The following is a 25,784-nucleotide window of genomic DNA, read 5'->3' on the forward strand; positions in this document are numbered from 1 at the left end:
GCAACACCCTGTTACAGACAACAGTGAAGGCTCGACCCCGTGTCCGGTTTGTGGCGGTATCGTTGATTCATGGGCGGCAGCACCATCGACGACGGCTCCTACCAGGGTGGTGGGCGACGACGTTGGTGCGCGAGCAACGGCATGGCGGCAATCGGCGTCGGGTTGGGAATTCTGCTGCTCGTGGGCGTGCTGGTGCGATTCTGGGTGTTGATTCTCGCGGTCGTGATTATCGCCATCGCAGTGTGGTTGATCCACGACAGCAGAATGCAGCGGCAGGTCCGCCATGATCTGGAAGAGCAACGACGCGCAGACCTACGGTCCCGAGCAGACGCCGAGCATCAAGCCTTCCTCCGAGGCGAGCGCCGTGGGTTGTACGGGGAATACGATCCGCCGGAGGTGTGAGCGCGGCTTTGACATCGAACATCCGAACGGAAGGCGCCAAAGGGGATCATTGCCATGATCCAGAAAGTGAGTCACAATGTGAACTATGGATGTGAAGCGTTTACCTGTCACGCTGGACAGTGACGACCAAGCCGAGGTGGCCGTGTTTTCAGACCCGGACCGCCTCGAATCAGCCATCCTGCGCGAGTGGGCGCAGCAGAATCACATCACTGTCCGTGACAATTCCGAATCAGGGATCGTGCGTGCGTTGCTGCGTGCAGGTGCGGAATCACTTCGCGAGAAGGCGCTCGAAACCGGCTACGCCGCGCTCGCCAAGGACCAGGCGGACGCGCTTGGCGAGCAGCGCGCCCGGCGCGATCGCTACGCCGAGCGTGTCGATCGGGCCTACGGCGAATGACGACTGCGCTTCGAGGGCAGATCTATTGGTTCGATATGGGGCACGGCGAGAAGCCGTGGGTAGTGGTCTCCAACAATGTTCGCAATCGCGCCCTGAACACCGTCCTCGCGGCACGGGTGACCACTACGCCGAAACCTGGGATCCCGACTGCTGTTCCACTTGGGGCTGCTGACCCGCTCGTCGGATCGATTCTGGCCGATGACCTCATTCAGCTGTTCGACGACGAGATTGCCACGAGCAGGCTTGCGGGAGCACTCTCGCCCGCTACCGTGATCAAGCTGAACCAGGCACTCGCGGTCGCACTGGGGCTTCCTTGAGCAACGAGGCATGACGATGGTTGTGGTGAGCCACGAGATGGGCTTCGCGAAGGCGGGCCGCCGATCGAGTCGTCTTCATGAGCGACGGCAAAGAGCGTCGAGGAAGCGCCGCCCAACGAGTTCTTCGACAACCCCAAGAATCCACGCACGCAGCAGTTTCTGAGCCGCATCCTGTAGTCATGCTGGCCTTCGATGTGGTGATCCGGCGCTTCGAGCGCGGCGCCTCGGCCGAGGCTAGGCGGAGTGTTTTCGTCTCCGGTGGTAGCTAGCGACGGGTCGACGCTCGGGGTCGACTTCCGCGGGCGGAATGGCGTACGGGTGCCCGTCGTCGCCCATGGCGAGTTTCCAGCCGGTGTTGTGTATGTCGCGGTGGCATTCGGTGCACACGAGGGCGAGGTTGTTCAGATTCGTTGGGCCATCGTCGTTCCAGTAGATGACGTGGTGGACTTGGCACCATTGTGCTGGGCGCCCGCACATCACGCAACAGCGGTCACGGATGATGACCGCCTCGCGTAGAGAGTTGGATGCGAGCCGAAAGCTGCGGCCGAGTGCGAGGGGGACTCCGTGGTGGTCCACGATCACCGGTGTGAGGTCGGCGTCGCAGGAGAGGAATTCGGCGAGTTTGTGGCTGATGGGCCCGGTCCAGTCCAGCCAGAACGGCCAGTCACTGTCACTGGGACTCGGACGATCGTGCCGCTGAGTTGCGTTGTGACGGCTAGCATTCTCCGCGTCGGTAGGTTTCTTCAGCAGGTCGGCAAGTGACACGGTCAAGTTGACATTGACTCCGCCCGATCCGGTGCCTGTTCGGGCGTGCAAGTAGCGGTCGAGGAGTTCGCTGAGGCCGTCGGCGTTGCGTCTGTCCGGTGTGCGCGGGTCACGGGTGCCGTCGGGTGCGGGTTTGGGCGCGGTCAGCGGTGACAGGGCAGTTTTGAGCTTCTCGACGGTCAGTTTGTCGAGGTTGCCTTCGATCTTGCTGCGGCCGTTGGCCAGTGGGTAGATGCCGAGTCGGTTGAGGGCCCTGTTCTCGGATACCGGCAGCGGCGGCGGGGGCTGCGGTGTGTCGTGTCGGCGGGTGTCATCGTGCAGGCCGGGATGTTCGTGGTCGGAATCTTTGTCGTCGGAATTTTCATCGTCCACGGAGTCGTCGGGGCTGTTGCTTCGCTCGGACTTACGCCGTTCTTCCTCGCGGCGCTCCTGCTCCCTGCGCTGCCGTTCGGCCTCGTGGCGGGCTCGGGCGTCGTTGGCGGCGTGCTGGGCCAGTTCTTGGCCGCGGTCGTGCACGTCTTTGGCGAGGCCGCGGGTGGCGACGTCCAGCAGTACCGCGATAATGTCCGTCTGCCTGGACTCGGTGAGGGTGGGGTCGGCCGCGAGAACGGTGGCGATCCCGTCGGCGATGGCTTTGACGTGCAGGTAGTGGATAGTGCCGTCGGTGAGGGCTTCGGCGACGGTGGGGTTGTGCCACAGCCACTTTCCGAGTGCCATCTGGTGGGCGATGTTCCCCTCGGGGAGCCGCACCGCTTTGGCGTACCAGCGTTTGATGGAGGAGTGCCCGAGTTGCAGTGCGAGTCCTCGCCGATCTGCTTCGGTGAGCATCGCCAGTCGTGATGCGGCGAGCTGCGTCTCGGCAGTGTGGATGTGCGCGAGGCCGGTCACGATGTCCTGGTCGGACAGCGTGTGCGCTGTGGTGAAGTCCCCCAACTTCTGCATGCCAGGGAATGTACAACCGCCTACCGACAAGAATGGTCGAGTCCGTCTCGATCGCGCCGATTCCTCGAAACTGCAGACCAACCAGGTGGTATGAATTGCAGACCGGACACCCACCGGGCGTCGGTAGCCACTGCAGTCGAGAGCAAGGAACGCCCATGACGATGCCCGCAGGATGGCATGCAGACCCGGAAGGCTCCGGGCAACTCCGGTGGTGGGACGGGCAGCAATGGACGTCGTCGCTGCAGCCGCCGCCGTATTCGGCGCAGACTCCGAACGGTCAACAGTCCGGCGGGCAGCCGAGTAAGAAGTGGCCGTGGGTAGTCGGCGGTCTCGTCGGAGTCCTGGTGCTCATCGGAATCATCGGTGCGTTGACTTCCGGAGATGACGCGTCCGATGTTGCGGCGGTGCAGGAAACGACGGTGCGAGCAACGCCGGAACGAGCTCCGGTCACGTCGACAACGACGGTTCCATCCACAACGGCGACTGCTTCTCTCGCACCTGCACCACCGCCGGTAAGCATCGAAACGGCTGCGCCGGCACCGCCCGTGACTGCCCAACCCGTGGAACCGGCCGCCCCGCAGTCCGGCATGACAGGTGGGCAAAGGAACGCAGTGAGATCTGCGAACAGCTATCTGGAATACACGTCATTCTCACGTCAGGGGCTGATCGAACAGCTGGAATTCGAGGACTATTCGACAGAGGATGCGACCTTTGCCGTGGATTACGTAGCGCCGGACTGGAACGAGCAGGCTGCGAAGTCAGCGGAAGGCTATCTGGATTACACGTCATTCTCGCGACAGGGCCTGATCGACCAGCTGGTGTACGAAGGCTTCACCTACGAGCAAGCACAGTACGGAGTCGATCAGACAGGACTTTGACGGTCGGTCGTGTGTCAGAGCGGCGGGATCGTCTGGCGTGGAGTCGGGTCACGAGTAGTGTTGGCGTGGTGCTGAGCGGCGAATACAGGCGGGTGTTGTTGATCGCTGTCTGCGCTGCAGCATCATTCGGCATCGTCGGCTGCGCGGAGAACGTGCCCACGGCCACGTCGAGTCCGGAGCGCATCGCTGCCGAGATCGAGGCGATCCCAGATACTGTGAGGCGCTACTTCGACGCCTACAACGCTGGTGATGTGGACGAACTGAATGCGACGTCGTGCTCCTCAGCGCAACGTGAAGTCGCGGTGCCGCCGACGCTGGAGACAGTCGTGGACGACATCGGCGTCCCAACGGTCACCGGTGACGTGGCGACTGTGCCGGTCACCATGGCGATCGGCACTGGTCCGCTGTCCACTGTCACCCTTTCACTTGTTCGCGAGGACGGAATGTGGACCTTCTGCATGAGCGAGCACCCGTCGGACGGGTGACCCCGTCTGTGCCTCAATCGGCCGACCGACTGCGGACGCCGTCGAGTAGCACCGTCGTGATCGCTGCGCTGGCTTGCTCGCCACCGATGCTGGTAGCCAACGTCATTCCAGCCTGCAGCAGACCGCCCGACAGTGTCAGCATCACCTCGGCCGACATGTCCTTCCGCAGGACACCGCTGTCGATGCCTCGCTGAAGCAGCTCGCGGATCGGATCGGAAATTCGACGATTGATCTCGGCGCTATCCAGGCATCCGCCGCGCTGTCCACGCACCAGCGCTGCGTACTGTCCGCTTCCGATGAATGCTCGGGTGATCCGCGCAATCGCTTCTGCGACAGGGACGGATTCGAGACCTGCTTCGGCGACGCGGGCCCCGAGGTCTTCGAGTGCGGCCTCACCCATCGCGGTGATCAGGGCATCGCGGGTCGGAAAGTACCGATAGATGGTTGCCCGTCCGACATCGGCTGCTTTCGCGATGTCAGCCATGCTGACACCGTCACCGCGCTCTGCAAGTACTGCTGCCGCACGCGACATGATCATCGTCGCGACGTGATCGCGTAGTGCGGGCCGTCTGGTCACGCCGCAAGTCTATCGGGACCCGAAGTGAGCTGATAACCTCTCTTCATGAGACAAGTGTGTCTCATGAAGAGGCTTCGAGTCTCAGTCGCCATTCAGTCGGACCTGGTCCCATAAACGAGAGTGAACTACACATGGCAATCGCAGAAGAACAGGTCATCGCGGGTATCGCCGAAATCATCGAGGAGGTGACCGGCATCGATGCCGCTGAGGTGACCCTTGAGAAGTCGTTCGTCGACGACCTGGACATCGACTCGCTGTCGATGGTGGAGATTGCTGTGCAACTCGAAGACAAGTACGGCGTGAGCATTCCTGATGAGGAGGTATCCAACTTGAAGTCGGTAGGGGATGCGGTCGACTACGTCCAACGGATGGAGCTCGACAATGCCGAACTGGCAGTGGAATTGAAGACGAAGTACGACGGCAGCGCGGACAAATAGATGTGCACCGAACCCGGTCGCGAACCTGATCCGTCGAGGGTCGAAGTCGGTCGGTTCTACCCCTACGCCACCGACGTCGTGTGGCGAGCGGTCACCGACTCGGCTCTGCTCGCGCGCTGGCTGATGCCATCGACCGGGTTCGTGGGCGCGGTCGTTGGAACGCACTTTCTCCTGTCTGTCCCGAGGAGTGAATCAGCCGAGATCGCGTGCGAAGTCGTGGCAGTGACTCCGAACGAAGCAATGACCTGGAGTTGGATGGATCTGCGTGCGTCGCCTCCGGCTCGGTGGACTGTGACGTGGGAGGTGCATGCGCATGGGCGCGGGACACGACTGACGGTCACTCACACAGGCTTCGACGTCGAGGACAAGCGTCAGATGATGGCCCGCAATGCTTTTGCGCGAGGATGGGATCAGGTGATGTCGACCAAGCTGGTCGACGTTCTCGCCGGTCGCTAGTGTCACCATCGATTCCATCGCGTTCTGTCGTTCTGACATCCCGTGCTCGTCTACCAGCGTGAAATCGCGAGGTTGACCGAAAACAGCGCCGGCATTGCCTCTACGGTTGGAGAGCGGTCCGAGCGAGACCGTGCTTGGCGACGACGGCGGTGGCGTACTCGGTGAGGGCTCAGTTTCGTCGTCATAGAGGAGGAATTGCTACGAGAACGAACGAACCGCGCGGTAGTTTGGCGAGATGTCAGACAGTTGGGCGTGAACCGTTCGGCTGGGACCGGCGCGTACTCGTCGCCAAGTCCCGATCTCTATGTCGGAACCAGTCGTCTATAGAGCGTCATGAAGGGAAGTATTGGTGCTGATCCGACCCGCGACACGGGCCGAGCTGGAAGAACCCGTGGGGTTCGCGGTAGACGATCCGGTCGGGTTCGTCGACGCTGACGCGTTCCAGGAAGACGTGGCGGCCGGACGGCTTCGTCCGGAATGGAGCTGGTTCGCCGTTGACGGCTCCAGGATCGTCGCGCGTGCCCTGTGGTGGGGGCGTGAGGACAGCGAACGTCCGCTCGCCCTTGATTTCTTGCACGTAGTGGCTGACGTGCCGAATCGTGCTGCGCTTGCCGCCGAACTCATGTCGCGGGCGCACAACGAGTTCCACGCGAAGCCGGAGTATGTACTGGTCGTGCCGACCGCTGGGCAGGATGCGGATGTCGCCGTCGCAGAAGCCGTGTCCTGGCGTCGCGAGGCGGCCCAGGCGGCCGGACTGACCGAGATCATCGAGCGACTGCGTTTCGAGTGGACGCCTGCGGCCGGTGTACCCGACCCGTCCGAGCGTCTGGTTTTCCGCCCCGCCTCCGATGAGGAGTTCCTCGCGGTGTTCCAGAGGGTCGCTGTCGGCAGCCTGGACGTCGCCACACAACGAGGCATCGCGGCCACGGACATTGTCAGCCAGGCCCGGGACGATCTCGAGTTCTACCGGTCGTGCCCCGGCGAACGATCGTGGTGGCGGCTGGCGGAGACCGTGGACGGGACGCTGGTCGGCTTCGCGATCCCGTCCGCGACGCCCTACCACCGCAACGTCGGATACCTCGGAGTAGTGCCCGAACAGCGTGGTCACCGCTACGTGGACGACATTCTCCGCGAGATCACCCGCGTTCACGCAGCCGATGGCGCCACTCGCATCACCGCGACCACGGACGTGCCCAACAAGCCCATGGCCGCGGCGTTCAAGCGGGCGAACTACCAGGTGACCGAGTTCAGGATGGTGTTCGAGGCCCCAGCAGGGGCGAGTTCCTTGTCGGGATGAGATGACCAGTCTAGTTGCAGGGACTTGATCTTGCTTCCCGCATTGAGATCCTTACGTTGGAGGGGCCTGAGGTACCCACTTCGGGCGCTCGTCGGCGGTTCGGGGCGTGGCTCGACAATCACCTGCTGCCCCGGTGGCTTCGCGTGGAAGGCCACCCCGGACTGTGACGGGTCGTTTCGGCCGCTGATTGAGATGTGTTCGCGAACTATGTCGCTGTGTAAAGGTGTGCCGGCGAAACAGCCCTGACGAGCCCCACGTGTCCGAAAGGGAGTGCATATGGTCGAAAAGGTTTGGGTTGGAATCGATGTCGGACGCCACGCACATCACGCCGCCGCAGTCGACGACAGCGGTGTTGTGCTGTGGTCACGCCGAGTTCGCAACGACCATGCAGAGATCGAGACACTGCTCGAACGAGTCGCAGATGTCGAGTCAGTGGTGTGGGCGATTGACATGACCGCGCCCGAGTCGGCCTTGCTCCGTGGCGTGCTGAACTCGCACCGCCAGCAGGTGCGGTATGTGCCTGGCCGGGTCGTCCACAGTATGACTGGCGCTTTTGCCGGCGAAGGCAAGACCGGCGCTCGTGATGCGGTGGTCATCGCACAGACTGCGCGTCTACGTACCGACCTCGCCCGGGTTTCCGTGCTCTGCGGCCAATGGTAGATGCCGCGTCGCGATAGCGCACGGTCGGATCGAGCGAATCACCCGCTAACTGGTGCGTCCAACGCCTGCTCAGAGGAGATGCATTCGCGAGGCCGAACAAGGTCTGGGACTTGAGACGTTCGTAGTCGAGGCCGCCTGCATGTTGCTTCCCGCATTGAGATCCTTACGCACTCCACAGGTGGGAGGTTGCCACCCCGCAGGCGTCCCGCGCACCGAACTCCGCTGCGCTCCGGCCCACCGGCAACGCTCTCGAGGTGCAGTAGCGTCGAAGCTCTGATCGATATCCTTAACCGGTACTACCCGCCCTCGTCTCGGGTTGCGTTCCTCTCCAACGGCGCAGACCGAGACCCTACTCGGCACCCTCACCGAGGCCGGGCACTTCGTTATCGTCTGGGGCGCAGCGGACTACCGCTTCGCACTCCGCGACGGCCGCGGAGGCGGGTTCACCTACATCGAAGGCGACCTCGTACGCGGAACCTCACGCCTGAGCACTCGCCCCGGTGCCGCACTCAACGGCACAGGGGCGGCCAACCCCCACCACCTGGAAGTAACGCCCCTGATGCCCGCTCAAGCCTGGGTAGCCCTGATCGTCGGCGTCGCCCTGACCGTCCGCCAACGCATCGTGGCCGACAAACGCGCCCAAGCCTGGCTTCAGGTTGTCCATTGGACACGTGTCCAGAGAGAGTCTCTGCGAAGATCTGGCGGAGCCGTGGGGACCCAGTAGTCCACTGTGGGGAAGCGCCTCCTCTAGTAACGCTGCACTGCATGCTTTCTATAGGCAATCAGTAGGTATGGCTGGTCCCCGATAGTCGGGCCACCGTGTTCTAGAGCCACGGTGTGATTGATTTCAGTCGATCTCGCAACCCTCGACCGGTTGGTGGCTGTGGGTGCAGTGGGCAGCGTACGCCCCCGCAAGCGGGAGGGACCCCCAGGACGGCGTGAGGTAGCCCAGTGATGAGTGCCGGTGTCGATGGTTGTGGTCGTCTTTGAAGTCCTCGATCACCACCCTCGCTTCGAGCAGGCTCGTCCAGTGATTGCGGTTCAGGCACTCCTTCCGTAACCGGTTGTTGAACGATTCGATATGTCCGTTGTTCCACGGCGTCCCCGGCGGGATGTAGGAGATGCCGACCCGATCGCGGCAGAACTGCTGCAGCACATGGGAAATGAACTCCGGACCGTTGTCCATCCGCAGCACCAACGGCGGCCCACCCCACAGCGCGAACGTCTTGTCGAGCTCGTCGGTCAGCCGCTGCGCGGTGCTCGAACGCTCCACAATGTTCAACAGGGACTGCCGGGTGTGTTCGTCGATCATCGACGCGATCTTGATCGCCTTCCCATCGACGGTCGAATCGAACTGGAAGTCCAGAGCCCACACCACTTTCGGTGCATCGGCTTCGATCTGCGGGCAGGAACTGACGCCGGCGCGTTTGCGCGGATGGTAGATCCGAACCTGCAGACCCTCCTCCTTCCAGAGCCGGTGCACCTTCTTCTTGTTCACCGCCACGCCCTGGTCGTGCCTCAGATGCGCCCAGGCGCGACGAAAGCCGTGCAGTGGATGCGAGCCTGCGTATTTCCGCAACGCGGCCCTCAGAGCAGCGTCGGGGTCCGCAGGTGTTTCGGCAATCGGAGTACGTGCATAGGTGGAGCGGGCAAGCCCAACAGCTTTGCACGCCAGACGTTTCGACACACTCATCGTGTCCACGAGCATGTCGACGGCGCGGCGCTTGGCGGCTGGGCTCAGAATTTTCCCTTCGCTACCTCCCGCAGTGCGTCCTTTTCGAGCTCGGCCTCGGCGAGGAGGCGTTTGAGCTTGCCGTTCTGCTCGCGCAACTCTTTGAGTTCCTTCGCGGCATCGGTGTCCATCCCGCCGTACTGACGCCGCCAGTTGTACAACGTCGCCGCCGACACCTCGAGCTCCGCCGCGATCTCCTCCTGCGTCTTGCCCGCAGCAGTGAGTTCGTCGGCACGGCGCAGCTTGCGCACGATGTCCTCGGCAGAGTTGCGTTTCCGTCCAGCCATGTTCTCCATCGTCCTATCCGCCCAGCTCATGGGCAACAAGACTCTAAAACGAGATGGCTCCGTTCACTGGGGACATGCCAGGTAGTCGTCACCGGAGGTTCTATGAAGAGCAAGACAATAATTGCTGCATGTGCTTTGGCTATCGGACTGGGTGCAGTGTGCGCTCCAACTGCTGCCGCGCAAGACATAGGTCTCCGCGAATATCCGTGCAGTGACGACTTTGCACTCCCGTGGGAGCTTGATGCCTGGAACGGCACGCACAAAGTGACGTTCAGCCCCTATGGAACCGAGAACATCCATTGCGTCTCGTTCCACGGATGGACGTCTGTGTACCAGCTAGATTCGCAGGGCGTGAAAGCATAATCTCAAAGCCCCATCGGGTGTGGTCGGAGCGTTCGCCTCGAATCTTTACTTCTGGGATCCGGCTGTCTACTGATCCACGAACGCGCGCGCCTTCTCAGCCCCTAGCACTCCGTTCGTCCGTAACGTCGCGAGCAAACGTAGAATCCTCCGCCCCGATCAAGGAGTCAGAGTGCATAACCGTCAATCACCGATAAGCCTTGCGTTCGCCGTTATTGCGTGTGCAGTTGCGGAATAAATCAAGTCAAGTGAGACACCGGGCGTTCAGTTGATCTGGATTTCGAGTGCTGGTTCGTTGATGTAGACGACGTGCGGGATCTTCGGTGGTGTCGGCCGAGTCGAGAATCGGGCAGGGTTGGCGGCGAATGCTGCGGTGAGTGTGATCTGGCGGGCTTCGTCGATCGCCTCCGCGGTCCCGAAGTGTACCGATGCCGGGGTATGCCATCCGATGCCGGAGTGGTGATGAATGTGGTTGTACTCGTTGAAGAATCCCTCCAGGAAAGTTCGGGCATCATCAAGGGTGGCAAACGATTTCGGAAAGTCATGCAGATACTTCAACGTTTTGAACTGGGCTTCGGAGAACGGATTGTCGTTGGACACTCTGGGTCGTGAATGGGATCGGACGACTCCGAGAAACGTCAGTAGTTCCGACACGAGACCCGAGGTCATCGACGCTCCGCGATCGGCATGGACGGTGTGTGGTGTCGCGCCGTTGCGTTCGATAGCTTCGGCGATGAATTCTTCAGCTAGATCAGCGCTTTCGTGGGATGAGACGATCCAGGACGGGGTGTAGCGGGAGTAGATGTCGATCAGGACGTACAAGTGGAACCAGACGCCCTTGGATGGTCCTCGTAGCTTGGTGATGTCCCAGGACCAGACCTGCGAGGGTCCGTTTGCGAGGAGTTCGGGTTTGACCTTCGGCGGGTGTGTGGCCAGGCGTCGTCGTTCACGGTTCTGCCCGGCAGCGGAGGCGATGCGGTACATCGTCGAGGTTGAGCACCAGTAGTTTCCTTCGTCGAGTTCGCGGGCGTATATCTGACAGATCGCGAGGTCAGCATTGCTGTCGGAGTTGATCACCGCCAACACCTGTGCGCGTTCAGCGGCCGTGAGTGCCTGCCCGTTGTCGGGGACGCTGCGGCGTTGCTTGGGGCCCAGAACAGGTGGTTGCCGGCGGCGGTAGTGGGTGGCGCGGGAGCGACCGATCAGCGTGCACGCCGTTCTCGTCGGGACCGAGGCGGCACGGAGTTCGTCGAAGGTGGTGTCAAGGGCGTGGTCGGCGGCATCGGTGTGCCCGTGCTCTCGGAGATCGACTCCAAGAGCACATGCAGTTTTCCCATGATCTCCAGCGCGGCCTCCGTCTGCGTCAGCTGCTTCTCGAGGTGCGCGTTACGTCTGCTGAGTCGGTCGAATTCTTTGCGGTCGGCTGCGTCGATAGTATTGCGACTCTTGTCTTTACGTCGCTCAGTCGTGTCTGCAGGCGTGGTGTTGTCTCGGGTAGCGGACCATTCACGCAGCTGCGACTGGTAGAGGCCTTCGCGGCGTAGAACCGCCGATTTCTCGCCGAACGGGGCTGCGCGGTATTCGTCGATGATCTTGTTGCGGTACTCGGTGGTGAAAGTACGGCGGGTTGCTTTCGGTGCGGGGTCGATCGACTTGTCCGGCGGTACGGGCTTCGCGCTGCTCATCGGTGATGCTCCAGTCATGCCCTCAGGGTGTGCACTTCGTTTGCTGTAAGTGTCTCACTTGATCCTGGCAGAGAGGGTTGCGGCGGGCTGCGGCACCGCCGGGGGGAGTGAAGTGGCTGAGACGACGAACGCCGCGGTAGTTGCCAGTGTTTCTGGCAGTGACGGCGCGATCTCGAATGGCCGACGTAATCAACTCCCAGTCCGGGTGACTGTCACGCAGCCGGCTCTCGTCGACACCGACGCACGTGCTGCTGACCTACCGGTTTGGCCCGGCCCAGACCCTTCGGAATTCCTCGCGCCGAATCCGCCTGCTGGGACGTCCGGTCAACTCACCGGTGCGCAGGCTGGTGAGGTCTTTGCCGCGGCACAGAACAATCCCGGTGAGTTTTGGAACGTGGGTGGCGTAGTGGTGTGGCTGGTGGTTACGTAGAAAAGTCCCAGTTCGCGCAACACGTCGAGCGGTCAACGGCTAGTGCCGTGCCGTCATCGACGAATAACGAAGGCCAAATGTACTGGGACGTAAGACCGTCGGCGCACTACTCGACCGTCGAAGTCAGGGTCTGCGTCGTTCTCGCCACGATTCAGCCTTCGACGCCAGTGGCGGTATGTGAGCTACCGACCGGCTTTGATTCTGGCGAGTTGGCCAGCATCTTGGGTTCTGATCCACGGTCCGAAAATACCCACGCAGTTGAGGCCTACCATCGGGGTCAGCTATGAGATCTTTGCGGCGACGCGGTTCGCGAGATGCGTGAAACTCGAGTGCTTCCTTTGCAACCCCGAACGGTGCGCGGGTCCGCGACGACGCTTGTCGCGCTCGGTCCCTTGACGATGGACTTAGGAGACGGCGGTGAGCCAACTTGCGAGAGCGGTCACGATCTCGCTCGGGCGATCTTCGGGGAGGAAGTGAGTTCCGGCTCCGACGGCTGCGAACGTCATGCTCTGGCCATGAGCGGAGCACCATGCGATCTCGGCGGGGCCGATGAGGGCGCCTGGCGTGCCGTGTATCAGGAGCGTGGGCATATCGGGGTCGCGGAAGACATCGAGGTTCTCGCGGATCACGTGGGCGACGTCAGGCGGGTTACCCGCGATGGGGATCTCGCGCACCCACTGCAGAATGGGCGCACGAGACGCGGGATCTTGGAAGGGTGCTCGGTAACGATCGTGATCCTCTTGGCTCAGGCTGCGAACGATGCCAGAGGGGAGAACGACTTCGACGAAAATGTTGTCCTCCAGGACCGCCTGCTCTCCTGAACCCTCGGCCCTAAGTCTCGAGAACATCTCCTGATCCGGTTGGGGGAGATCCGACCAACTGTCGATCGGGTGGATGTGTGCCTCGAGGATCGAGACCCCGCGCACCTGATCGGGTCGCGACCGAGCGAGGGCAAGCGCCAGGACGCCTCCCCAGTCGTGACCGACGAGCGTGAGCTCGTTGACCGCGAGCGCGTCGAGAAAAGTTTCGAGGTAGGCGAGGTGATCGACCAAACGATAGCCTCGATTGGACGCGCCTGAAGCTCCCATTCCGATCAGATCGACCGCGATCGTTCGGTAGCCATGTGCTGCGACGGCGGGCGCGATGTTGCGCCAAAGGTAGGACGAGGTGGGATTGCCGTGCAGAAAGAGTACGAGTGGACCGGAGCCCGCATCCGTGAAGCTCATTTTGCTGCCGAGCACGGGCAGAGTTCGTGGCTTCACTAGGGTGTTCCTTCGGCCTGAACCGGCGGGTCTCTGCGGACTGTCCCGGGCCGCTAGTGGGTCTGGAGGGCTTTGCGGGCTTTGCGCTCGACGAACAATGGGACGAAGTCGCGGATGGAGTTGCCGTCGAAGCGGGCGTGCTCTGCGGCGATGGTCTCATCTATGACTGACCGCGGCACGTCGGGAAACAGGGCTTCGAGGCGATCACGGACGGCGTCGATGTGCTCGTGTTCGGTGGTGGTCGTCATGAGTTCAACCATGCGCTCTGCTCGGGGTGAGGTCAACAGGGGGTCCTGCGCTGTCTCGGGGTCGTGCCGTCGGTGCCTACCCCGCGACATCGGGAAACCGCGTGTGGAGGGCGTCGAGTTGGCGGTGCAGCTCGTACAACATCTTTCGCTGCGAACGGGCTTCTTCGTTGTGCCAGAGCCGGGCGGTGCCTTGGCCGACTCGCCTGGCTTTGTGGGCGAGTAGTTCGGCTTCGTCGACGAGCGCTGAGACGGCGTCGATTTCAGCGGTCAACATCGCAGCGAAGATCTGCGCCTGCGCACGATCGGAGCTGTCGGGCCCTCTCCGTGATGCGGTCGATGACGTTGGCTTCGTGCTGGATGCGTTCATCTTCCGGTCATCGGAACGTGAAGAGTGTTCCATCCCAAGTGAATACGTGATGAACTGCGCTGACGCCGTGGCAGTGCCCACTGCGCGCGCGGTGGTCATTGCCCGACCTGTGGGCGGCCGACGGATGCTGCGCTGTGTTCGAGGCGGCCACGGCACAGCCGAAGCAACGCTTCCACGGTCTGCGCGTCGAGGTCGACGGGCCGTCCCGGGCCGGCTAACAGGTGCCTCAGCCTGCGGAAATACGTCTCCGACGGGATCCCGAACGCGATCATGATGTCTTCGTCGTCGCCGCCGCCGTAGGGCATCCACTGGACGGCGAACGCGAGCATCCGATCGCGCTCGCGCAGGGTGTCGGGTGTCGGCGGCATGACTGCAGTCTCACCCGGCCCATCGACTTTCGCAGTCCCGGCAAGCATCCAAAGAGCAACCGACAGATGAACACTGAACAAACGCCCTGAACTACCCCGCAACATTGGCCTGGCGAGCCGGTGGGGTACAGAGCCGGCCGACCGAACCCCACGCCGGAACGGCACGCTCGCACCCTGAAGCTCTGACCGGTACGCCGGTCGACATCGCTGCACTTGACGATGCTCCGCTCTGTGAGGTCGCCCAGAGCGTTGTCGGACCGGTGTTCAGGCGTAGACCGCCCTTTCGGTCATCCAGTTGTCGATAGCGGTCATGGTCAGATCGAGGAACGGGCGGTCGAACAGTGCATGATCGGCTCCTGGGATCTCGACATGGTCCGCGTCGGAGTATCGCCGTGCGGTAGCGCGGGGGATTCTCGCGTTCACGGCCCTGTCTTGTTCGGCTCCGATCACGAGTACAGGGGCGGTGACTGCGGCGAAGTCGACGGTTGCCGCGTGATGCCGGTCCAGATAAGGAAAGCTCATCTCGCAGTACGCTCGGCCCGATTCGGCGACTGCGTCGTCGAAGAGTTCGCGGACGTGCTCGGGCGGCTGGTGCTGTGCGATGACCTTGAAGCGGGTCATGGTGGGCATCAGCGGTCGCCGCCATGGCGCACTGGGGTGGAGGAAATGGGTCCCGAACAGGCGAATCATGCTCGGGTAAACAGCGAAGATACCTGCCGCAGGCGCCGGCGCTACGGCGACGACACCTGCGGTCGGGGTGCGCGCTGCGACCAACTGCACCAGCAGTCCGCCCATCGAGAGCCCGGCCACCAGCGGCGGGGAATCCAGGGATCGGCACAGCTCGACCAGGTCGTCGGTGTAGTCCAGCAGACTGAGGCCCGCGATCAGTGGCGCACCTTCTTCGCGGGGGAGTTCGTGGTGACGCAGGGTCGGAGTGTGGACGGTGAACCCGCGGTCGGTGAAGGCCTGCGAGGCAGAGCCCCACCATGTGGGGGTACCCCGGCCCCAGGTGCCGTGAACAAGGACGACGTGGCGATTGGACATGCCCGTCAATCTACACGGATCGGTCGATTTGGCAATCGGTAGATTCGGATATATCCATCGTTAGAGTGACCGTATGGATCGAGGAGACGACGAGCCCAACGCGTCGGTCGACGGCCGCGCCGCCCGCTGGGCACACCGTCGACCGGAATTGGTGGCCGCCGCCACCCGCTACGTTCTCGACCGCGGCGTCTCGGATCTCACGCTGCGGCCCCTGGCCTCAGCGATGGGGGTGACCATCGCGACGGTGGTACGTCAGTTCGGGTCGAAGGAAGCGCTCGTCGAGGAGATCACTCGCGCCATCAACGAGGACCTGCTCGCCACCCTTCGCGAAGACCCCGAGCTCGTGGGTTCAACCCCAGTGGAGACACTGCGCACCCTGTGGCGGCGATGGCTGGACCCTGCGCAGGGTCGGCAGTTCCGGGTGATGTTCGAGTTGTTCGGCTTGGCCTCCCATCACCCCGAGCAGTATCGGTGGTTCACCGACTCGATCGTCACCGACTGGCTGCCGCAGATCGAGGCCCCCTTGATCGGCGAAGGACTCGATCCCGCTGTTGCGCGCCACGCAGCAACCCTGGTGTTGGCGGTTCTCAGAGGACTGCACCTCGACCTCGTTGCGACGGGCGACGTCGACCGCGTCGACGCCGCGTTCGAGCTGGCCATGGCAACGCTCGCCCCCGCGTTCACACCAACGCGGTGACCGACTTTCACTGCTCGCCAGAACTGCGTCCGAACCAGCCTCACTGCGGCAGCGGCGAAGCTCGTCGTCCTCGACCGTACGACAGGATTCAACGCCACGACAACGCTCGGAATCCCCACGAATGCCTTGGTGCGCACTGCATCAGCGATCATTTATCTCGCGACTGTAATTGCGCTGGAAAGCCCGGCGGCGCCAGTAGGTGCGCGAGAAGCAGAGCGGGGGCATCATGCTGCACCATATGCCCGCTGTCTTCGATCCAGTGAAAATCGGTATGAGGCAGTCGATCACGGACTCTCAGCGCATAGTCGGCGTCGAGCCATCGATCATGTCGGCCCCACAGGATCGTTGTCGGGGCAGTGAGATCACCCAGTCGTTCTTGGAACTCGTCAGTGTCGGTTTCGTCGGCGTGCTCGTACTGCCGGTAGAAGGCACCCTGACCCGCACTCCCGGTCCATGGGTCGACGAACGTATCGAGGACACCTGCGCTGAGGCCGACATAACTTCCGTCGCTGATCTTGCTGCTCACCAATGCCCTGTGTGCGTACTCGGGGAGCGCCGAGAACGCTGCAGTGTTGTTCTTTACCGCGCTGAAGAATCCCCCGGAAGACCAGCTGTCGACGCTGACCGCGTTGACCAGTGTGAGATCACGAAAATCCCTTCCTCCCAACAGGGTTGCTCGGAGTGCGACAGCACCCCCGACATCGTGGGCCACCACGCTGGGGCTCCGTAGGCCCCATTCGTCGAGCAGTTCAACGAAGATCTCGGCTTGCTTCGCCAACCCGACATTCTGGCCTACATTCTTGTCGGATTGCCCGAACCCGAGCATGTCCCAGACATACACCTGCCGGGTCAGGGCCAAACCGTGTGCGATGTCTTTCCAGATCAGCGACGAGGACGGTGTTCCGTGAAGTAGGACAATGGGCTCACCGGTACCGAAGGTGGACCATCGCACTGCGCCGGCCTCGGTACGCAATTCTCGGTTCAAATACCAAGTAGTCATGCTGACGCTCCAGTCTTTGTCGCGAGTGAAGAAGCCCGGGTTTCCGGTACGCGTGGTGTGTCCCGGTGGGGCTGATCGGGTTCATGGTCAGGGTCATGTGGCTACCGGGCGGATGCGTGGTGGGCGGTTCCCACGGTGATCCGGATGGAATGCGTGTCTGCATCGTTCCCCGATTCACTACTCCGGTAGTTAACACCATTACTACCAGGGTAGTGAATGAATCGGCAAACGAGCTAGAGTGCATCTGTGATCGAAACACCGACATCGAAACTGCAGTCGGCGTTGGTGCGGCTCGGCTTTTCCCCGTACGAAGCCAAGGCGTACACCGCTTTGGTAGGGCAGTCTCCGATGAACGGCAGCGAAGTCAGCAAGCGAGCAGGTATGCCGCCGTCCAAGGTGTACGAGACTCTCGCCCGCCTCGAGACCAAGGGTGCGGTTGTGGTGAACAGGTCAGAGCCTGTTCTGTACGGCGCTGTCCCACACCGCGACCTGTTGACCGGGCTAGCGGCACGATATGAGGCCGATGTCGCGGCAGCGATCGGCGAACTCGATGCACTACCCGCCGGCGACCGCGCTGGTCTGGTGTGGTCGCTCTACACCCGAGAATCGATCCTCGACGCATTTCTACGCGTCATCGATGCCGCGCACACACAATTATTCGCCGGAATCTGGGACGAAGAAATCGACGCTCTGGGGCCTTGCCTGGAGAAAGCAGCGAGACGCGGCGTCGATACACATGTCGCGATCTACGGACCACGCACTTTGCGCGGCCCGAAGGTCTACGACCTCTCCGAATGCGGAGCGAGCGCACGACTGAGGCTGTCCGGTCGGCGCCTCGCTGTGGCCGTCGCCGACGATATCGACACCGTGGTGGCCGAATTCGGCGACCGCTCACCTGCGGAAGCAGTTCTGACCACCAACCCAGTCACAGGCCTCCTCGCCGTCGAATACATCAAAGCGGACATCAGTGGACGGTTACTGATCAACGCGATGCCCGACGCAAACTACCAACAACTCCTCGAGACCCACGACATGCAATCGATACTCGCCCGCAAACCCTGATGAGATGGCGAATTCCTGCTCCGCCGACGACATAGCCCATTCTCAGAGAAGTAGTCTGGGAGCCGTCGGTCTGGTCGCAGAACATCGAGCTACACGGCGAACTGAAGCAAGTCTGGTTCGAGGGAGTGTATTCGGATATCGTTGGTGGACACTACGAAACGCAGCAGTCGCAGCGGTGCCCATCTGACTCGCCAGGCGCGGGTATCGGTGCGCAGCACGTGTCACCCTTCCAAGCGTTCAGTCCCTCTTTCGTGGCCAGACCGGCAATGACGAGGGCAGCTACGGGGTCGGCCCACGACCAACCGAAAAGACTGTTGAGGAGCAATCCGATGAGGAGAACCGCCGACAGGTAGGTGCACAGCAAGGTCTGTTTGGAGTCGGCTACGGTGGTGACGGAACCCAACTCGCGTCCGGCCCGCCGTTGGGCCCACGACAGCGTGGGCATGATCGCCAAACTGACTGCAGCGAGCGCGATTCCTATTGTCGAATGCTCAGCGGCGGTGAGACCGAACAGTCCACGCAGTGCGTCGACGGTGACGTACGCAGCCAGGCCGAAGAATGAGAACGCGATGATTCGTAGGGCGACCTTCTCGCGTCTCTCGGGATCTTTGGCCGAGAATTGCCATGCCACGGCCGCTGCCGAGGACACTTCGATGATCGAATCCAGACCGAACCCGACCAGCGCGGTGGACGAGACCCGAGCACCTTCGGTGATGGCGATGGCTGCTTCGATCGCGTTGTAGAGAATCGTCGCCGCGACGAACCAGCGAATGCGCTTGGACAGCACAGCGCGTCGCTCGGCTGAGGGCGAATTCGACATCGACTGTGTACTCGGTTCGGCGGACATCAGCAGCAGTCCTCGGCCGTCGATGCCGGGCAGCAGGTCGGATCGACGGCCAGAACAACTTTCAGAAGATCGTCCAATGCTTGACCGATGTTGTTGTCCGCCAGCTCGTATCGAGTGCGTCGACCTTCCGGCACGGCAACGACCAAGCCGCAGCCGCGCAGGCAGGCGAGGTGGTTCGACAATTTCTGACGCGTCACACCCAGTGCGTCGGCGAGTTCGGCCGGATACCTGGGCTCGTCTTTCAGCGCCAGCAGCACTTGGGTTCGGGTTTCGTCGGACAGCGCGTGGCCGAATCTCGACAGCACCGAAACGCGAGTCAGGAGGTCCATGCACCAACGGTACATCAAATTCTGTATTCAGGAAAAAGTGGATCATCCGTAGGTGGGATGCTTGCCGGGGAGGGGGGAAGGAATGCGGCCGCCCATGCCCAGATGGTGGCGACAACGTCTGAGTCCGTCAGATTCGTGCTTGCGATCGAGCGGAATCACCGTCGCTCCGCACAGCCACCTCTAACATTTCCCACCTGGAGGCGATCACGTCAGGTTTGCGGCGACGTTCGTGGCGAGGCTGACAATCGTCTTCATGTTGGAGGGGTCTGAGGTACCTGCTTCAGGCGCTCGCCGGCGGTCTGGGGCGTGGCTCGACAATCACGTGCTGCCGTGGTGGCTTGGCGTGGAAGGGCGCCCCAGACCGTGACGGGTCGTTTCGGCCGCTGACTACATGTGCGAGGAGTAGCCACGAACACCTGGGCATGACTCAGTCGACCGGCCGACTGCTGACGCTGTGATCCGGCGCCTGACAGACGGTTCAGACTCGTGAAACGGCAGGCTGGAGAAATTCTGCCGCCCATGCCGAGACAGCGGTCGGCACGGGCATCCAGTCCGGTTGCTCGGTCGGTGTTGCCATGACCGTGCTGGCGGGATTGTCGTTGAGCCAGCGATAGATCGATGCAACCCCAGCTGCGGCCGCTGGGCCCGCGACGTGAGCGAGGCCGCTCTCGAAGAGCGCCGGGTCGAGTGATTCGAAGCGCACGGCGGCACCGATCGCGTCTCCGATTTCACCGGCCAAGTCCGCAGGCGTCAATGATGTCAGGCCAGGTCGAAGGACCTGTCCGCCTTCTCCATGCTGGCATGCGGCGACGACGGTACGGCCGAGATCCGCTGAGGCGAGCCAGGAAATAGGAAGATCGTTGGGAATTGGGTACCGGAGTACGTATCCGGCCGGGGAGGGGGTCAGAACTCCGGGTGCCAGGAGGTTGTCGAGGTACACAGCAGGTTCGACGATCGTCACCGGGACTGTGCCTGCCTCGAGCGCCGCTCGTGCCGCGCGTCGTGTTTCGAATCCGGAAGCGTCCGTGATTTCATCGGGGATTCGGATGTTGGTGTTGAAGACGATGCGCCGGACACCGGCAGCGGCTGCAGCGTCAGTGACATTGTGCGCGAAACGGTTTGCCGCCGTGGAGTAGTCGAGTGGCTGAGTGAAGACCGCGACATCGATGCCGGCGAGCGATGCCGTCAAGGCATCGGTGTCGTGGAAGTCCGCGGCCCACGAGTCACTGCCGGAACGTGAGATGCGGCGGGTTGCGACGCCGGCGTTGTCGAGCGCTGTGGCGATTGCGGCGCCCTGGGCACCGGTCGATCCCAGGACCGCGACTTGGATGGTGCTCTGTGTAGTCATAGTGCAACGGTGGCGTACCGCTAGCGTTGAAACAATGAAGGAATCATCCTGGGTGTTATGATTTTCACTCATGTCGGAAGTCAACGACGCTGGTGCGGATGTTCTGAGTTCGATTCTCTCGCCTTTGCGGCTTCGCGGGGTGTACCACTCGGACTGCCGTCTGCATCAGGGCTGGGCATTGCGAGGCACGCAAGAACCGCGTGCCTTGATCCACTACATGCTCGATGGCAACGCCGTGGTCTCGCTCGGAGCCGATGCTCAGCATCACCTCGCCGCGGGAGACTTGGCGATCTTTCCGCGTGGTGCAGCCCATATCGTTTCCGGCGAAGCAACTTCGACGGCGGTGAACATCAGCGATCTGCTTCCAGCACGTGGCCCCGGCACGACGGCCGCTCTCACGCTGGGTGATCATTCTACTCCGCAGATCGGCCGAATGCTCTGTGGCGGGCTCGATTACGACGTGTCCGCGGAATACCTGCTGTATCGGATGTTGCCCGATGTGATGATCGTACGGCGCGATCGGGTTGTCGAGCAGCCGTTGCTCGGACACCTTCTGCGCGGAATCCTCGCTGAAACGGATGCTCCGGGGAATGGGACGGAGACTGTGCAGCTTCGATCGTTCGAGCTCGCATATCTGCTCGGACTGCGGCTTGCGCTGAACGACGACGTCGACGCTCATGTTGGGAGGGCGCTGCGTCACCCGCGGCTTGGTAGGGCGTTGATCACGATGAATATGGACTACGCCAAGCCGTGGACCGTGCGCTCTCTCGCTGAGTTGAGTGGATTGCCGCAGTCGACGTTTGCGCGTGAGTTCACGACGACGATCGGCCGCACTCCGGCCGTGTACTTGCGTGATCGGAGGCTGCTGGAAACGCGGAGGCTCCTCGAGAGCAGTACCGATTCGCTGGAGAGAATCGCCCGGGCAGTCGGCTATGGCAGCACCATCGGGCTTCATCAGGCGTTCACCAGGGAGTTCGGTCTCACCCCGGGCAAATACCGAAGCACGCGTGTCTGCTCGAGCTGATCAAGGGGCACCGGCCGACATTGTTTGCCCGTCTAACCTTGATTGCCATCTTCCAAAGCGGAGCGTCTAATGAATAGCCGAGATGCTGCGGCGAAGAGTTGCCCAGCTCCATGATGTGAGATCTGTTGTTGCTGTACAGCGTCCGAGATCGGATACGAACCGGTCTGGGACCGTGTCCAACCGGTGAGCCCGAAGCGCGTTCATCCACATTTTCTACGCAGTCGGGTTTGGCCTCGCGTCGGTGATCGGTATCGCTGACCGGGGTTGCCGAGTACGCGCGTAAAGGGAATGGGTGGAGGCACTATGGCTGAGTCACTCGGCGACACCAGCAAGCGATTGATCGTGTGCTGCGATGGCACCTGGAAGCGGTCCGACGACCGAGACGTCTCCAACATCGAGAAGATTGCCCGTGCGATCGACACGAGGCCCACGCAAGGAAAGCCGATTCAGGTTGTTCACTACACCGCGGGAGTTGGCACCGGCGCGACTGTCATGGAACGCGGGTTGGGTGGCGCCCTGGGGCTCGGTCTCAACATTTCGCTGATCGGGGCCTATCGTTTTCTCGCCCTCAATTACTTGCCGGGTGACGAAATTTTCATCTTCGGTTTCAGTCGAGGTGCCTACACAGCGCGGAGCCTTGTGGGAATGATCGACACCATCGGTTTGCTTACCCCTGAGGGGGTGGGGAAGAACAAGCTTCGCGAGGCGATCAGCGTCTACCGCGGACGAGCGCATCCTGGCGAGATCGACTTGCCTGCCGAGGAACTGGTCCAGAAGTTCCGAGAAAATTGTCACCCCTTCGATAAGGTTACGGTCGAATTTCTAGGAGTATTCGATACCGTTGGTGCACTGGGGATTCCAGGAATAACCAGGCGCAAACATCGATTCCATTGCGTCGCGATGCCGAGTTCGATACGGGTGCACACAGCGCGGCAAGCACTCGCTCTGCATGAGCGTCGTCGGGCATACACGCCTGCCGTATGGTCGCAGAAGGGTAAGAAACACGACGATCTGAAACAGGTGTGGTTCGACGGCGTACACAGTGATATCGGGGGCGGATATTCCGAAAGTAAATTCTCGGATCGCACGCTCCTGTGGATGCTCAACGAAGCGAAATTGCGCGGGATGAGAATCAACGACAGTTCGATCGTCGAGAATCTGCAGCTGTGCAGGGAAGATCCTCGCCACAACACGTTGACCTTGGGGCACAAGATCCTCAATGCGTTCAGTTGGACGCGGGAAAAACTCCGTCTGAAGAGCAGGCTGACGGGAAAGTTCAGGAACGGGTTCCGCGTTCTCGAAACGACAAGTAGCAACGAAAGCGGTGACCCATCCATCCGAATCGCCGACGTCTCACGTGAGCGGCGGACCGAGAGGGCGGAAGGTGCGGTTCGTAATCCGAACTACAACAAGTGGGTCGACTTGTTGAAGAGCCGTCAGATTCCTGAATGCGATCGAGTGGAACCGACTCCCGAGATCTCCGCCGATGGGCAAATCGTTTGGAAGCTCCCGGATCCAAGTTCTCGACACCCTGAGGACCCGTTGCAGCCGATGGGCGCACCAGAACGGAGACCCTGACGGCACGCAGGGAGCAACACGATCGGGCTTAGTCAGATTCGGCGTGACTCTTTTCGAGCACCGGAGCAAACGTGTTGGTGACCCCGGAACCGGGAGGGTAGTTCAACGCTCATCCCAGAAAGAGCTACGAAATCTTCGTCGCGACGCGGTTCGCGAGGAAGGCGTACTCGCGATCGAGCCGAGTCGCCCCTGTTGGGCGGGGGATGACAACGCGGCCTGTCACCTTTTCATCCGAGGAGAATTGGGTACGGGTCAGATCAATATCCGTTCCATCGGGTAACAGGTTCCACCAGTGGTAGTCGACCTGCACACCACCGACGTGCACCTCGCCGCGAACGAGGTCGCCGCCGAAGTAGTCATGGACAACGATTGCGGTGGTCGCGCACTGGCCGCGCGACGGGTTTGCCTCGGTCCAGGAGCTGACGTCCTCGGGCGCACAGGTGTCCGGGCCCCAAGACTCGCGAAGTGCTGCAGTCAGCTGGGTGAGGGAGACGCGAGGCATTGCCGCAGAATACATGCGAGCTTGGCGGCGAACTTCGGCCAATCTAGGAGGTGGCGCTGCCGACAGTGGGCAGGTCACCCGAGAACAGAGTCAGGCAGCGAGCGGCTCGGACCAGTTCTCTGAATCCCGAAGGATCTCGCGCCACCGCTGACGGTTTGTTGCGAGTGCCTCGGGCTCGTCGGGGGCACTCGCAGTTCGTACGAGGATTCGGAGCGCGTGGGCGGCGGGGATCAACCCGGCCTTCTCGCGGTAGGACAGAGCAGCGAGTTCTGCGCGTGCACGCTCTGGTGAGTACCCGCAGAGCCGAACGAGGGTACGGACCTCGTCATCGATCTGGTTGAACTGAGCATCGGACACGGTGTCACCTCTTCCGGTTGGAAAGCCCATTTTCAGACGTGAGCCGAAGGATGTCCACTGTTTTGATCGTGATGATTCTTCATAACCGATTTCGTCGTCTCGACCGCGCAAATTAGCCACACGTCCATGTTCTCGTCACAGACCGTGCCCGCCCGTGTAGTGAAGTTGCTGTGGGATCCATGGGCGCAAGCACACCGAGCCTGGCGGGGCTCAAACGTATGTGTTGGCAGTCGGTGTTCCGGATATGTAGCTAGTTCTGCGCGGTCGCGCCTATCAGTAAGGAATGGCTATGACGAACGTGACAGTGTTTGGAACCGGGTACCTTGGTGCGACTCACGCTGCCTGTATGGCCGAGTTGGGCCACAAGGTGCTTGGCGTGGACGTCGACCCGGCCAAACTCGCGAAGCTCGAAGCGGGCGAGGTCCCGTTCTACGAGCCTGGGCTCGAAGAGGTTCTTCAGCGGAACATCGCAGCAGGACGTCTCCGGTTCACTTCTTCCTACGAAGAGGCCGCGGAGTTCGCTGACGTCCACTTCCTAGGCGTAGGAACGCCACAGAAAAAGGGCGAATTCGCGGCCGACATGATCTATGTCGACTCCGTCATCGAGACCCTCGCCCCGTTGCTCACCAAGCCGGCCGTCGTCTTCGGCAAGTCAACCGTCCCCGTCGGTACCGCTGCCCGGTTGGGACAGCTTGCTCGCGAGCTCGCGCCTGCGGGTGATGATGTCGAGATCGCCTGGAACCCGGAATTCCTGCGCGAGGGCTTTGCCGTCCAGGACACCCTGCATCCCGACAGACTGGTTCTGGGGGTAGATCGTGACAGGCCAGGTCGTGCGGAAGCGCTCGCCCGTGAGGTTTACGCGCAGCTCCTCGACGAGAACATCCCATTCCTGGTGACCGATCTGGCGACAGCCGAGCTGGTCAAGGCCTCCGCCAACGCATTCCTGGCAACCAAGATATCGTTCATCAACGCCATCGCCGAGGTCTGTGAGGCGTCCGGCGCGGATGTGAAGATCCTGGCCGACGCGATCGGTCATGACGACCGTATCGGGCGCAAGTTCTTGAACGCAGGTATCGGGTTCGGTGGTGGCTGCCTCCCCAAGGACATCCGTGCGTTCATGGCCCGTGCGGGCGAGCTGGGCGCGGACCAGGCGTTGACGTTCCTTCGCGAGGTCGACAGCATTAACATGCGCCGACGAACCCGGATGGTGGAGTTGGCCAGGGAAGCATGCGGCTCGCTGCTCGGTGCTCGCGTCGGCGTCCTGGGTGCCGCGTTCAAGCCAGACTCCGACGATGTCCGTGACTCGCCTGCTCTCAATGTCGCTGGTCAGATCCAGCTTCAGGGCGCTGCCGTGAATGTCTATGACCCGAAGGCCATGGACAACTCGCGGGCCCTCTTTCCGACGCTCGGCTACAGCACGTCGGCGCTCGACGCGTGTCAGGGCGCGGACGTCGTCTTGGTGCTCACCGAGTGGAAAGAGTTCAAGGCGCTGAAGCCTGCGGACCTCGATGGAGTGGTTCGGGCCAAAACCCTGATCGACGGCCGCAACTGCCTCGACCCGGAGGAATGGCGGGCGGCTGGTTGGACCTATCGCGGGTTGGGCCGTCCGTAACCAGTCTCAGTGACTGATTCGGCAGGACACAG

At 62.0% G+C, this 25,784-nt stretch carries 32 protein-coding genes and 1 pseudogene; 17 read left to right on the forward strand and 16 right to left on the reverse strand.

The window, feature by feature from the left end:
• Positions 1 to 69: 69 nt before the first annotated feature.
• From WDS16_RS25355 to WDS16_RS25370, 4 genes and pseudogenes are all read left to right on the forward strand, one after another.
• Positions 70 to 402, forward strand: coding sequence for a hypothetical protein (locus tag WDS16_RS25355; RefSeq protein ID WP_338888708.1), 333 nt, complete (start codon positions 70 to 72; stop codon positions 400 to 402).
• Positions 403 to 487: 85 nt separating this feature from the next.
• Complete coding sequence (locus tag WDS16_RS25360; RefSeq protein ID WP_338888709.1) at positions 488 to 799, forward strand: hypothetical protein; 312 nt, start codon at positions 488 to 490, stop codon at positions 797 to 799.
• Positions 796 to 1,116 carry a type II toxin-antitoxin system PemK/MazF family toxin gene (locus WDS16_RS25365; RefSeq protein WP_338888710.1) on the forward strand — a complete coding sequence of 107 codons (321 nt, stop codon included), beginning with the start codon at positions 796 to 798 and terminating at the stop codon, positions 1,114 to 1,116. Before WDS16_RS25360 ends, WDS16_RS25365 begins: the two co-directional genes overlap by 4 nt.
• Positions 1,112 to 1,293, forward strand: a pseudogene (locus tag WDS16_RS25370) (ectoine/hydroxyectoine ABC transporter ATP-binding protein EhuA); the annotation flags it as partial. The gene WDS16_RS25365 and the pseudogene WDS16_RS25370, both read left to right, overlap by 5 nt.
• Positions 1,294 to 1,350: 57 nt before the next feature.
• On the opposite strand, the gene WDS16_RS25375 reads toward WDS16_RS25370, so the two are convergent.
• On the reverse strand, positions 1,351 to 2,823 hold the full coding sequence (locus WDS16_RS25375) for an HNH endonuclease (protein ID WP_338888712.1): 1,473 nt from the start codon (positions 2,821 to 2,823) through the stop codon (positions 1,351 to 1,353).
• 155 nt (positions 2,824 to 2,978) lie between these two features.
• On the opposite strand from WDS16_RS25375, the gene WDS16_RS25380 reads away from it, so the two are divergent.
• Both WDS16_RS25380 and WDS16_RS25385 read left to right on the forward strand, forming a co-directional pair.
• The gene (locus WDS16_RS25380; RefSeq protein ID WP_338888714.1) at positions 2,979 to 3,701 is read left to right on the forward strand and encodes an Ltp family lipoprotein; all 723 of its coding nucleotides are present in this window, start codon (positions 2,979 to 2,981) and stop codon (positions 3,699 to 3,701) included.
• Positions 3,702 to 3,769: 68 nt separating this feature from the next.
• Complete coding sequence (locus WDS16_RS25385; RefSeq protein WP_338888715.1) at positions 3,770 to 4,186, forward strand: hypothetical protein; 417 nt, start codon at positions 3,770 to 3,772, stop codon at positions 4,184 to 4,186.
• 13 nt (positions 4,187 to 4,199) lie between these two features.
• On the opposite strand, the gene WDS16_RS25390 is transcribed toward WDS16_RS25385, so the two are convergent.
• Positions 4,200 to 4,763 carry a TetR/AcrR family transcriptional regulator gene (locus WDS16_RS25390; protein ID WP_338888717.1) on the reverse strand — a complete coding sequence of 188 codons (564 nt, stop codon included), beginning with the start codon at positions 4,761 to 4,763 and terminating at the stop codon, positions 4,200 to 4,202.
• A gap of 131 nt (positions 4,764 to 4,894) precedes the next feature.
• Between WDS16_RS25390 and acpM the strand changes: the two genes are divergently transcribed.
• The 5 genes from acpM to WDS16_RS25415 all read left to right on the forward strand — a co-directional run bounded on the left by acpM (position 4,895) and on the right by WDS16_RS25415 (position 8,337).
• Entirely contained in the window at positions 4,895 to 5,200 is a 306-nt protein-coding gene (acpM, locus tag WDS16_RS25395) for a meromycolate extension acyl carrier protein AcpM (protein ID WP_338888719.1), read from the forward strand.
• A complete protein-coding gene (locus WDS16_RS25400; RefSeq protein WP_338888721.1) occupies positions 5,201 to 5,656 on the forward strand; it encodes an SRPBCC domain-containing protein in 456 nt (151 codons plus the stop codon).
• A gap of 349 nt (positions 5,657 to 6,005) precedes the next feature.
• Positions 6,006 to 6,953: a GNAT family N-acetyltransferase gene (locus WDS16_RS25405; RefSeq protein ID WP_338888722.1), complete on the forward strand. Its 948-nt coding sequence runs from the start codon at positions 6,006 to 6,008 to the stop codon at positions 6,951 to 6,953.
• A gap of 276 nt (positions 6,954 to 7,229) precedes the next feature.
• Positions 7,230 to 7,613 (forward strand): IS110 family transposase, encoded by a 384-nt coding sequence (locus WDS16_RS25410; protein WP_422395719.1) that lies wholly within the window; start codon positions 7,230 to 7,232, stop codon positions 7,611 to 7,613.
• Between the two features lie 316 nt (positions 7,614 to 7,929).
• Positions 7,930 to 8,337 carry a hypothetical protein gene (locus tag WDS16_RS25415; protein WP_338888723.1) on the forward strand — a complete coding sequence of 136 codons (408 nt, stop codon included), beginning with the start codon at positions 7,930 to 7,932 and terminating at the stop codon, positions 8,335 to 8,337.
• A 123-nt stretch (positions 8,338 to 8,460) separates the two neighbouring features.
• Here the strand turns inward: WDS16_RS25415 and WDS16_RS25420 are convergent.
• The 3 genes from WDS16_RS25420 to WDS16_RS25430 form a co-directional block, all read right to left on the reverse strand.
• Positions 8,461 to 9,632 (reverse strand): IS3 family transposase gene (locus tag WDS16_RS25420; protein WP_338888724.1). Its coding sequence is split into 2 segments (ribosomal slippage): positions 8,461 to 9,365 and positions 9,365 to 9,632, totalling 1,173 coding nucleotides; the frame shifts between segments, so codons are not numbered across the junction.
• 624 nt (positions 9,633 to 10,256) lie between these two features.
• Positions 10,257 to 11,069 (reverse strand): DDE-type integrase/transposase/recombinase, encoded by an 813-nt coding sequence (locus WDS16_RS25425; RefSeq protein WP_338888726.1) that lies wholly within the window; start codon positions 11,067 to 11,069, stop codon positions 10,257 to 10,259.
• Between the two features lie 125 nt (positions 11,070 to 11,194).
• The gene (locus WDS16_RS25430) at positions 11,195 to 11,695 is read right to left on the reverse strand and encodes a hypothetical protein (protein ID WP_338888728.1); all 501 of its coding nucleotides are present in this window, start codon (positions 11,693 to 11,695) and stop codon (positions 11,195 to 11,197) included.
• A 94-nt stretch (positions 11,696 to 11,789) separates the two neighbouring features.
• Between WDS16_RS25430 and WDS16_RS25435 the strand changes: the two genes are divergently transcribed.
• Complete coding sequence (locus tag WDS16_RS25435) at positions 11,790 to 12,107, forward strand: hypothetical protein (protein WP_338888729.1); 318 nt, start codon at positions 11,790 to 11,792, stop codon at positions 12,105 to 12,107.
• A gap of 404 nt (positions 12,108 to 12,511) precedes the next feature.
• Here the strand turns inward: WDS16_RS25435 and WDS16_RS25440 are convergent, their stop codons facing one another.
• The 5 genes from WDS16_RS25440 to WDS16_RS25460 all read right to left on the reverse strand — a co-directional run bounded on the left by WDS16_RS25440 (position 12,512) and on the right by WDS16_RS25460 (position 15,396).
• Positions 12,512 to 13,369 carry a haloalkane dehalogenase gene (locus WDS16_RS25440; protein WP_338888730.1) on the reverse strand — a complete coding sequence of 286 codons (858 nt, stop codon included), beginning with the start codon at positions 13,367 to 13,369 and terminating at the stop codon, positions 12,512 to 12,514.
• Between the two features lie 53 nt (positions 13,370 to 13,422).
• On the reverse strand, positions 13,423 to 13,617 hold the full coding sequence (locus WDS16_RS25445; RefSeq protein ID WP_338888732.1) for a three-helix bundle dimerization domain-containing protein: 195 nt from the start codon (positions 13,615 to 13,617) through the stop codon (positions 13,423 to 13,425).
• A 76-nt stretch (positions 13,618 to 13,693) separates the two neighbouring features.
• Positions 13,694 to 13,984 (reverse strand): hypothetical protein, encoded by a 291-nt coding sequence (locus tag WDS16_RS25450; protein WP_338888734.1) that lies wholly within the window; start codon positions 13,982 to 13,984, stop codon positions 13,694 to 13,696.
• A gap of 95 nt (positions 13,985 to 14,079) precedes the next feature.
• Positions 14,080 to 14,352 (reverse strand): DUF3263 domain-containing protein, encoded by a 273-nt coding sequence (locus tag WDS16_RS25455; RefSeq protein WP_338888736.1) that lies wholly within the window; start codon positions 14,350 to 14,352, stop codon positions 14,080 to 14,082.
• Between the two features lie 264 nt (positions 14,353 to 14,616).
• Positions 14,617 to 15,396, reverse strand: coding sequence for an alpha/beta hydrolase (locus WDS16_RS25460; RefSeq protein WP_338888738.1), 780 nt, complete (start codon positions 15,394 to 15,396; stop codon positions 14,617 to 14,619).
• Positions 15,397 to 15,469: 73 nt separating this feature from the next.
• Between WDS16_RS25460 and WDS16_RS25465 the strand changes: the two genes are divergently transcribed.
• Entirely contained in the window at positions 15,470 to 16,093 is a 624-nt protein-coding gene (locus WDS16_RS25465; protein WP_338888740.1) for a TetR/AcrR family transcriptional regulator, read from the forward strand.
• Positions 16,094 to 16,241: 148 nt separating this feature from the next.
• On the opposite strand, the gene WDS16_RS25470 is transcribed toward WDS16_RS25465, so the two are convergent.
• Positions 16,242 to 17,093, reverse strand: a complete 852-nt coding sequence (locus WDS16_RS25470; RefSeq protein ID WP_338888741.1) for an alpha/beta hydrolase — start codon at positions 17,091 to 17,093, stop codon at positions 16,242 to 16,244.
• Between the two features lie 246 nt (positions 17,094 to 17,339).
• On the opposite strand from WDS16_RS25470, the gene WDS16_RS25475 reads away from it, so the two are divergent.
• Positions 17,340 to 18,155 carry a TrmB family transcriptional regulator gene (locus tag WDS16_RS25475; protein WP_338888742.1) on the forward strand — a complete coding sequence of 272 codons (816 nt, stop codon included), beginning with the start codon at positions 17,340 to 17,342 and terminating at the stop codon, positions 18,153 to 18,155.
• 151 nt (positions 18,156 to 18,306) lie between these two features.
• Here WDS16_RS25475 and WDS16_RS25480 read toward each other — a convergent pair whose 3' ends face one another.
• From WDS16_RS25480 to WDS16_RS25490, 3 genes are all read right to left on the reverse strand, one after another.
• Positions 18,307 to 19,002: a cation transporter gene (locus WDS16_RS25480; RefSeq protein WP_338888745.1), complete on the reverse strand. Its 696-nt coding sequence runs from the start codon at positions 19,000 to 19,002 to the stop codon at positions 18,307 to 18,309.
• Positions 19,002 to 19,331, reverse strand: coding sequence for a metalloregulator ArsR/SmtB family transcription factor (locus tag WDS16_RS25485; RefSeq protein WP_338888746.1), 330 nt, complete (start codon positions 19,329 to 19,331; stop codon positions 19,002 to 19,004). Before WDS16_RS25485 ends, WDS16_RS25480 begins: the two co-directional genes overlap by 1 nt.
• Positions 19,332 to 19,809: 478 nt before the next feature.
• On the reverse strand, positions 19,810 to 20,679 hold the full coding sequence (locus WDS16_RS25490) for an NmrA family NAD(P)-binding protein (protein ID WP_338888748.1): 870 nt from the start codon (positions 20,677 to 20,679) through the stop codon (positions 19,810 to 19,812).
• 70 nt (positions 20,680 to 20,749) lie between these two features.
• On the opposite strand from WDS16_RS25490, the gene WDS16_RS25495 reads away from it, so the two are divergent.
• On the forward strand, positions 20,750 to 21,703 hold the full coding sequence (locus WDS16_RS25495; protein WP_338888750.1) for an AraC family transcriptional regulator: 954 nt from the start codon (positions 20,750 to 20,752) through the stop codon (positions 21,701 to 21,703).
• A gap of 303 nt (positions 21,704 to 22,006) precedes the next feature.
• On the forward strand, positions 22,007 to 23,281 hold the full coding sequence (locus WDS16_RS25500) for a DUF2235 domain-containing protein (RefSeq protein ID WP_338888752.1): 1,275 nt from the start codon (positions 22,007 to 22,009) through the stop codon (positions 23,279 to 23,281).
• A gap of 124 nt (positions 23,282 to 23,405) precedes the next feature.
• Here WDS16_RS25500 and WDS16_RS25505 read toward each other — a convergent pair whose 3' ends face one another.
• Together WDS16_RS25505 and WDS16_RS25510 are read right to left on the reverse strand one after the other, a co-directional pair.
• Complete coding sequence (locus tag WDS16_RS25505; protein ID WP_338888754.1) at positions 23,406 to 23,783, reverse strand: YunG family protein; 378 nt, start codon at positions 23,781 to 23,783, stop codon at positions 23,406 to 23,408.
• A gap of 90 nt (positions 23,784 to 23,873) precedes the next feature.
• Positions 23,874 to 24,140 carry a hypothetical protein gene (locus tag WDS16_RS25510; protein ID WP_338888756.1) on the reverse strand — a complete coding sequence of 89 codons (267 nt, stop codon included), beginning with the start codon at positions 24,138 to 24,140 and terminating at the stop codon, positions 23,874 to 23,876.
• A 289-nt stretch (positions 24,141 to 24,429) separates the two neighbouring features.
• On the opposite strand from WDS16_RS25510, the gene WDS16_RS25515 reads away from it, so the two are divergent.
• Positions 24,430 to 25,752: a UDP-glucose/GDP-mannose dehydrogenase family protein gene (locus WDS16_RS25515; protein ID WP_338888757.1), complete on the forward strand. Its 1,323-nt coding sequence runs from the start codon at positions 24,430 to 24,432 to the stop codon at positions 25,750 to 25,752.
• Positions 25,753 to 25,784: the final 32 nt, after the last annotated feature.

It is taken from the genome of Rhodococcus sovatensis (assembly GCF_037327425.1).
In the GTDB taxonomy this organism is placed as follows: Bacteria; Actinomycetota; Actinomycetes; order Mycobacteriales; family Mycobacteriaceae; genus Rhodococcoides; species Rhodococcoides sovatense.

Coding starts and splice junctions, on each gene's coding strand:
- WDS16_RS25470 (WP_338888741.1), bottom strand. CDS start 17,093: ATGACTACTTGGTATTTGAACCGAGAATTGCGTACCGAGGCCGGCGCA.
- WDS16_RS25500 (WP_338888752.1), top strand. CDS start 22,007: ATGGCTGAGTCACTCGGCGACACCAGCAAGCGATTGATCGTGTGCTGC.
- WDS16_RS25465 (WP_338888740.1), top strand. CDS start 15,470: ATGGATCGAGGAGACGACGAGCCCAACGCGTCGGTCGACGGCCGCGCC.
- WDS16_RS25485 (WP_338888746.1), bottom strand. CDS start 19,331: ATGGACCTCCTGACTCGCGTTTCGGTGCTGTCGAGATTCGGCCACGCG.
- WDS16_RS25375 (WP_338888712.1), bottom strand. CDS start 2,823: ATGCAGAAGTTGGGGGACTTCACCACAGCGCACACGCTGTCCGACCAG.
- WDS16_RS25430 (WP_338888728.1), bottom strand. CDS start 11,695: ATGACTGGAGCATCACCGATGAGCAGCGCGAAGCCCGTACCGCCGGAC.
- WDS16_RS25495 (WP_338888750.1), top strand. CDS start 20,750: ATGTCGGAAGTCAACGACGCTGGTGCGGATGTTCTGAGTTCGATTCTC.
- WDS16_RS25505 (WP_338888754.1), bottom strand. CDS start 23,783: ATGCCTCGCGTCTCCCTCACCCAGCTGACTGCAGCACTTCGCGAGTCT.
- WDS16_RS25455 (WP_338888736.1), bottom strand. CDS start 14,352: ATGCCGCCGACACCCGACACCCTGCGCGAGCGCGATCGGATGCTCGCG.
- acpM (WP_338888719.1), top strand. CDS start 4,895: ATGGCAATCGCAGAAGAACAGGTCATCGCGGGTATCGCCGAAATCATC.
- WDS16_RS25450 (WP_338888734.1), bottom strand. CDS start 13,984: ATGAACGCATCCAGCACGAAGCCAACGTCATCGACCGCATCACGGAGA.
- WDS16_RS25360 (WP_338888709.1), top strand. CDS start 488: ATGGATGTGAAGCGTTTACCTGTCACGCTGGACAGTGACGACCAAGCC.
- WDS16_RS25490 (WP_338888748.1), bottom strand. CDS start 20,679: ATGACTACACAGAGCACCATCCAAGTCGCGGTCCTGGGATCGACCGGT.
- WDS16_RS25410 (WP_422395719.1), top strand. CDS start 7,230: ATGGTCGAAAAGGTTTGGGTTGGAATCGATGTCGGACGCCACGCACAT.
- WDS16_RS25515 (WP_338888757.1), top strand. CDS start 24,430: ATGACGAACGTGACAGTGTTTGGAACCGGGTACCTTGGTGCGACTCAC.
- WDS16_RS25460 (WP_338888738.1), bottom strand. CDS start 15,396: ATGTCCAATCGCCACGTCGTCCTTGTTCACGGCACCTGGGGCCGGGGT.
- WDS16_RS25480 (WP_338888745.1), bottom strand. CDS start 19,002: ATGTCCGCCGAACCGAGTACACAGTCGATGTCGAATTCGCCCTCAGCC.
- WDS16_RS25380 (WP_338888714.1), top strand. CDS start 2,979: ATGACGATGCCCGCAGGATGGCATGCAGACCCGGAAGGCTCCGGGCAA.
- WDS16_RS25365 (WP_338888710.1), top strand. CDS start 796: ATGACGACTGCGCTTCGAGGGCAGATCTATTGGTTCGATATGGGGCAC.
- WDS16_RS25445 (WP_338888732.1), bottom strand. CDS start 13,617: ATGACGACCACCACCGAACACGAGCACATCGACGCCGTCCGTGATCGC.
- WDS16_RS25400 (WP_338888721.1), top strand. CDS start 5,201: ATGTGCACCGAACCCGGTCGCGAACCTGATCCGTCGAGGGTCGAAGTC.
- WDS16_RS25355 (WP_338888708.1), top strand. CDS start 70: ATGGGCGGCAGCACCATCGACGACGGCTCCTACCAGGGTGGTGGGCGA.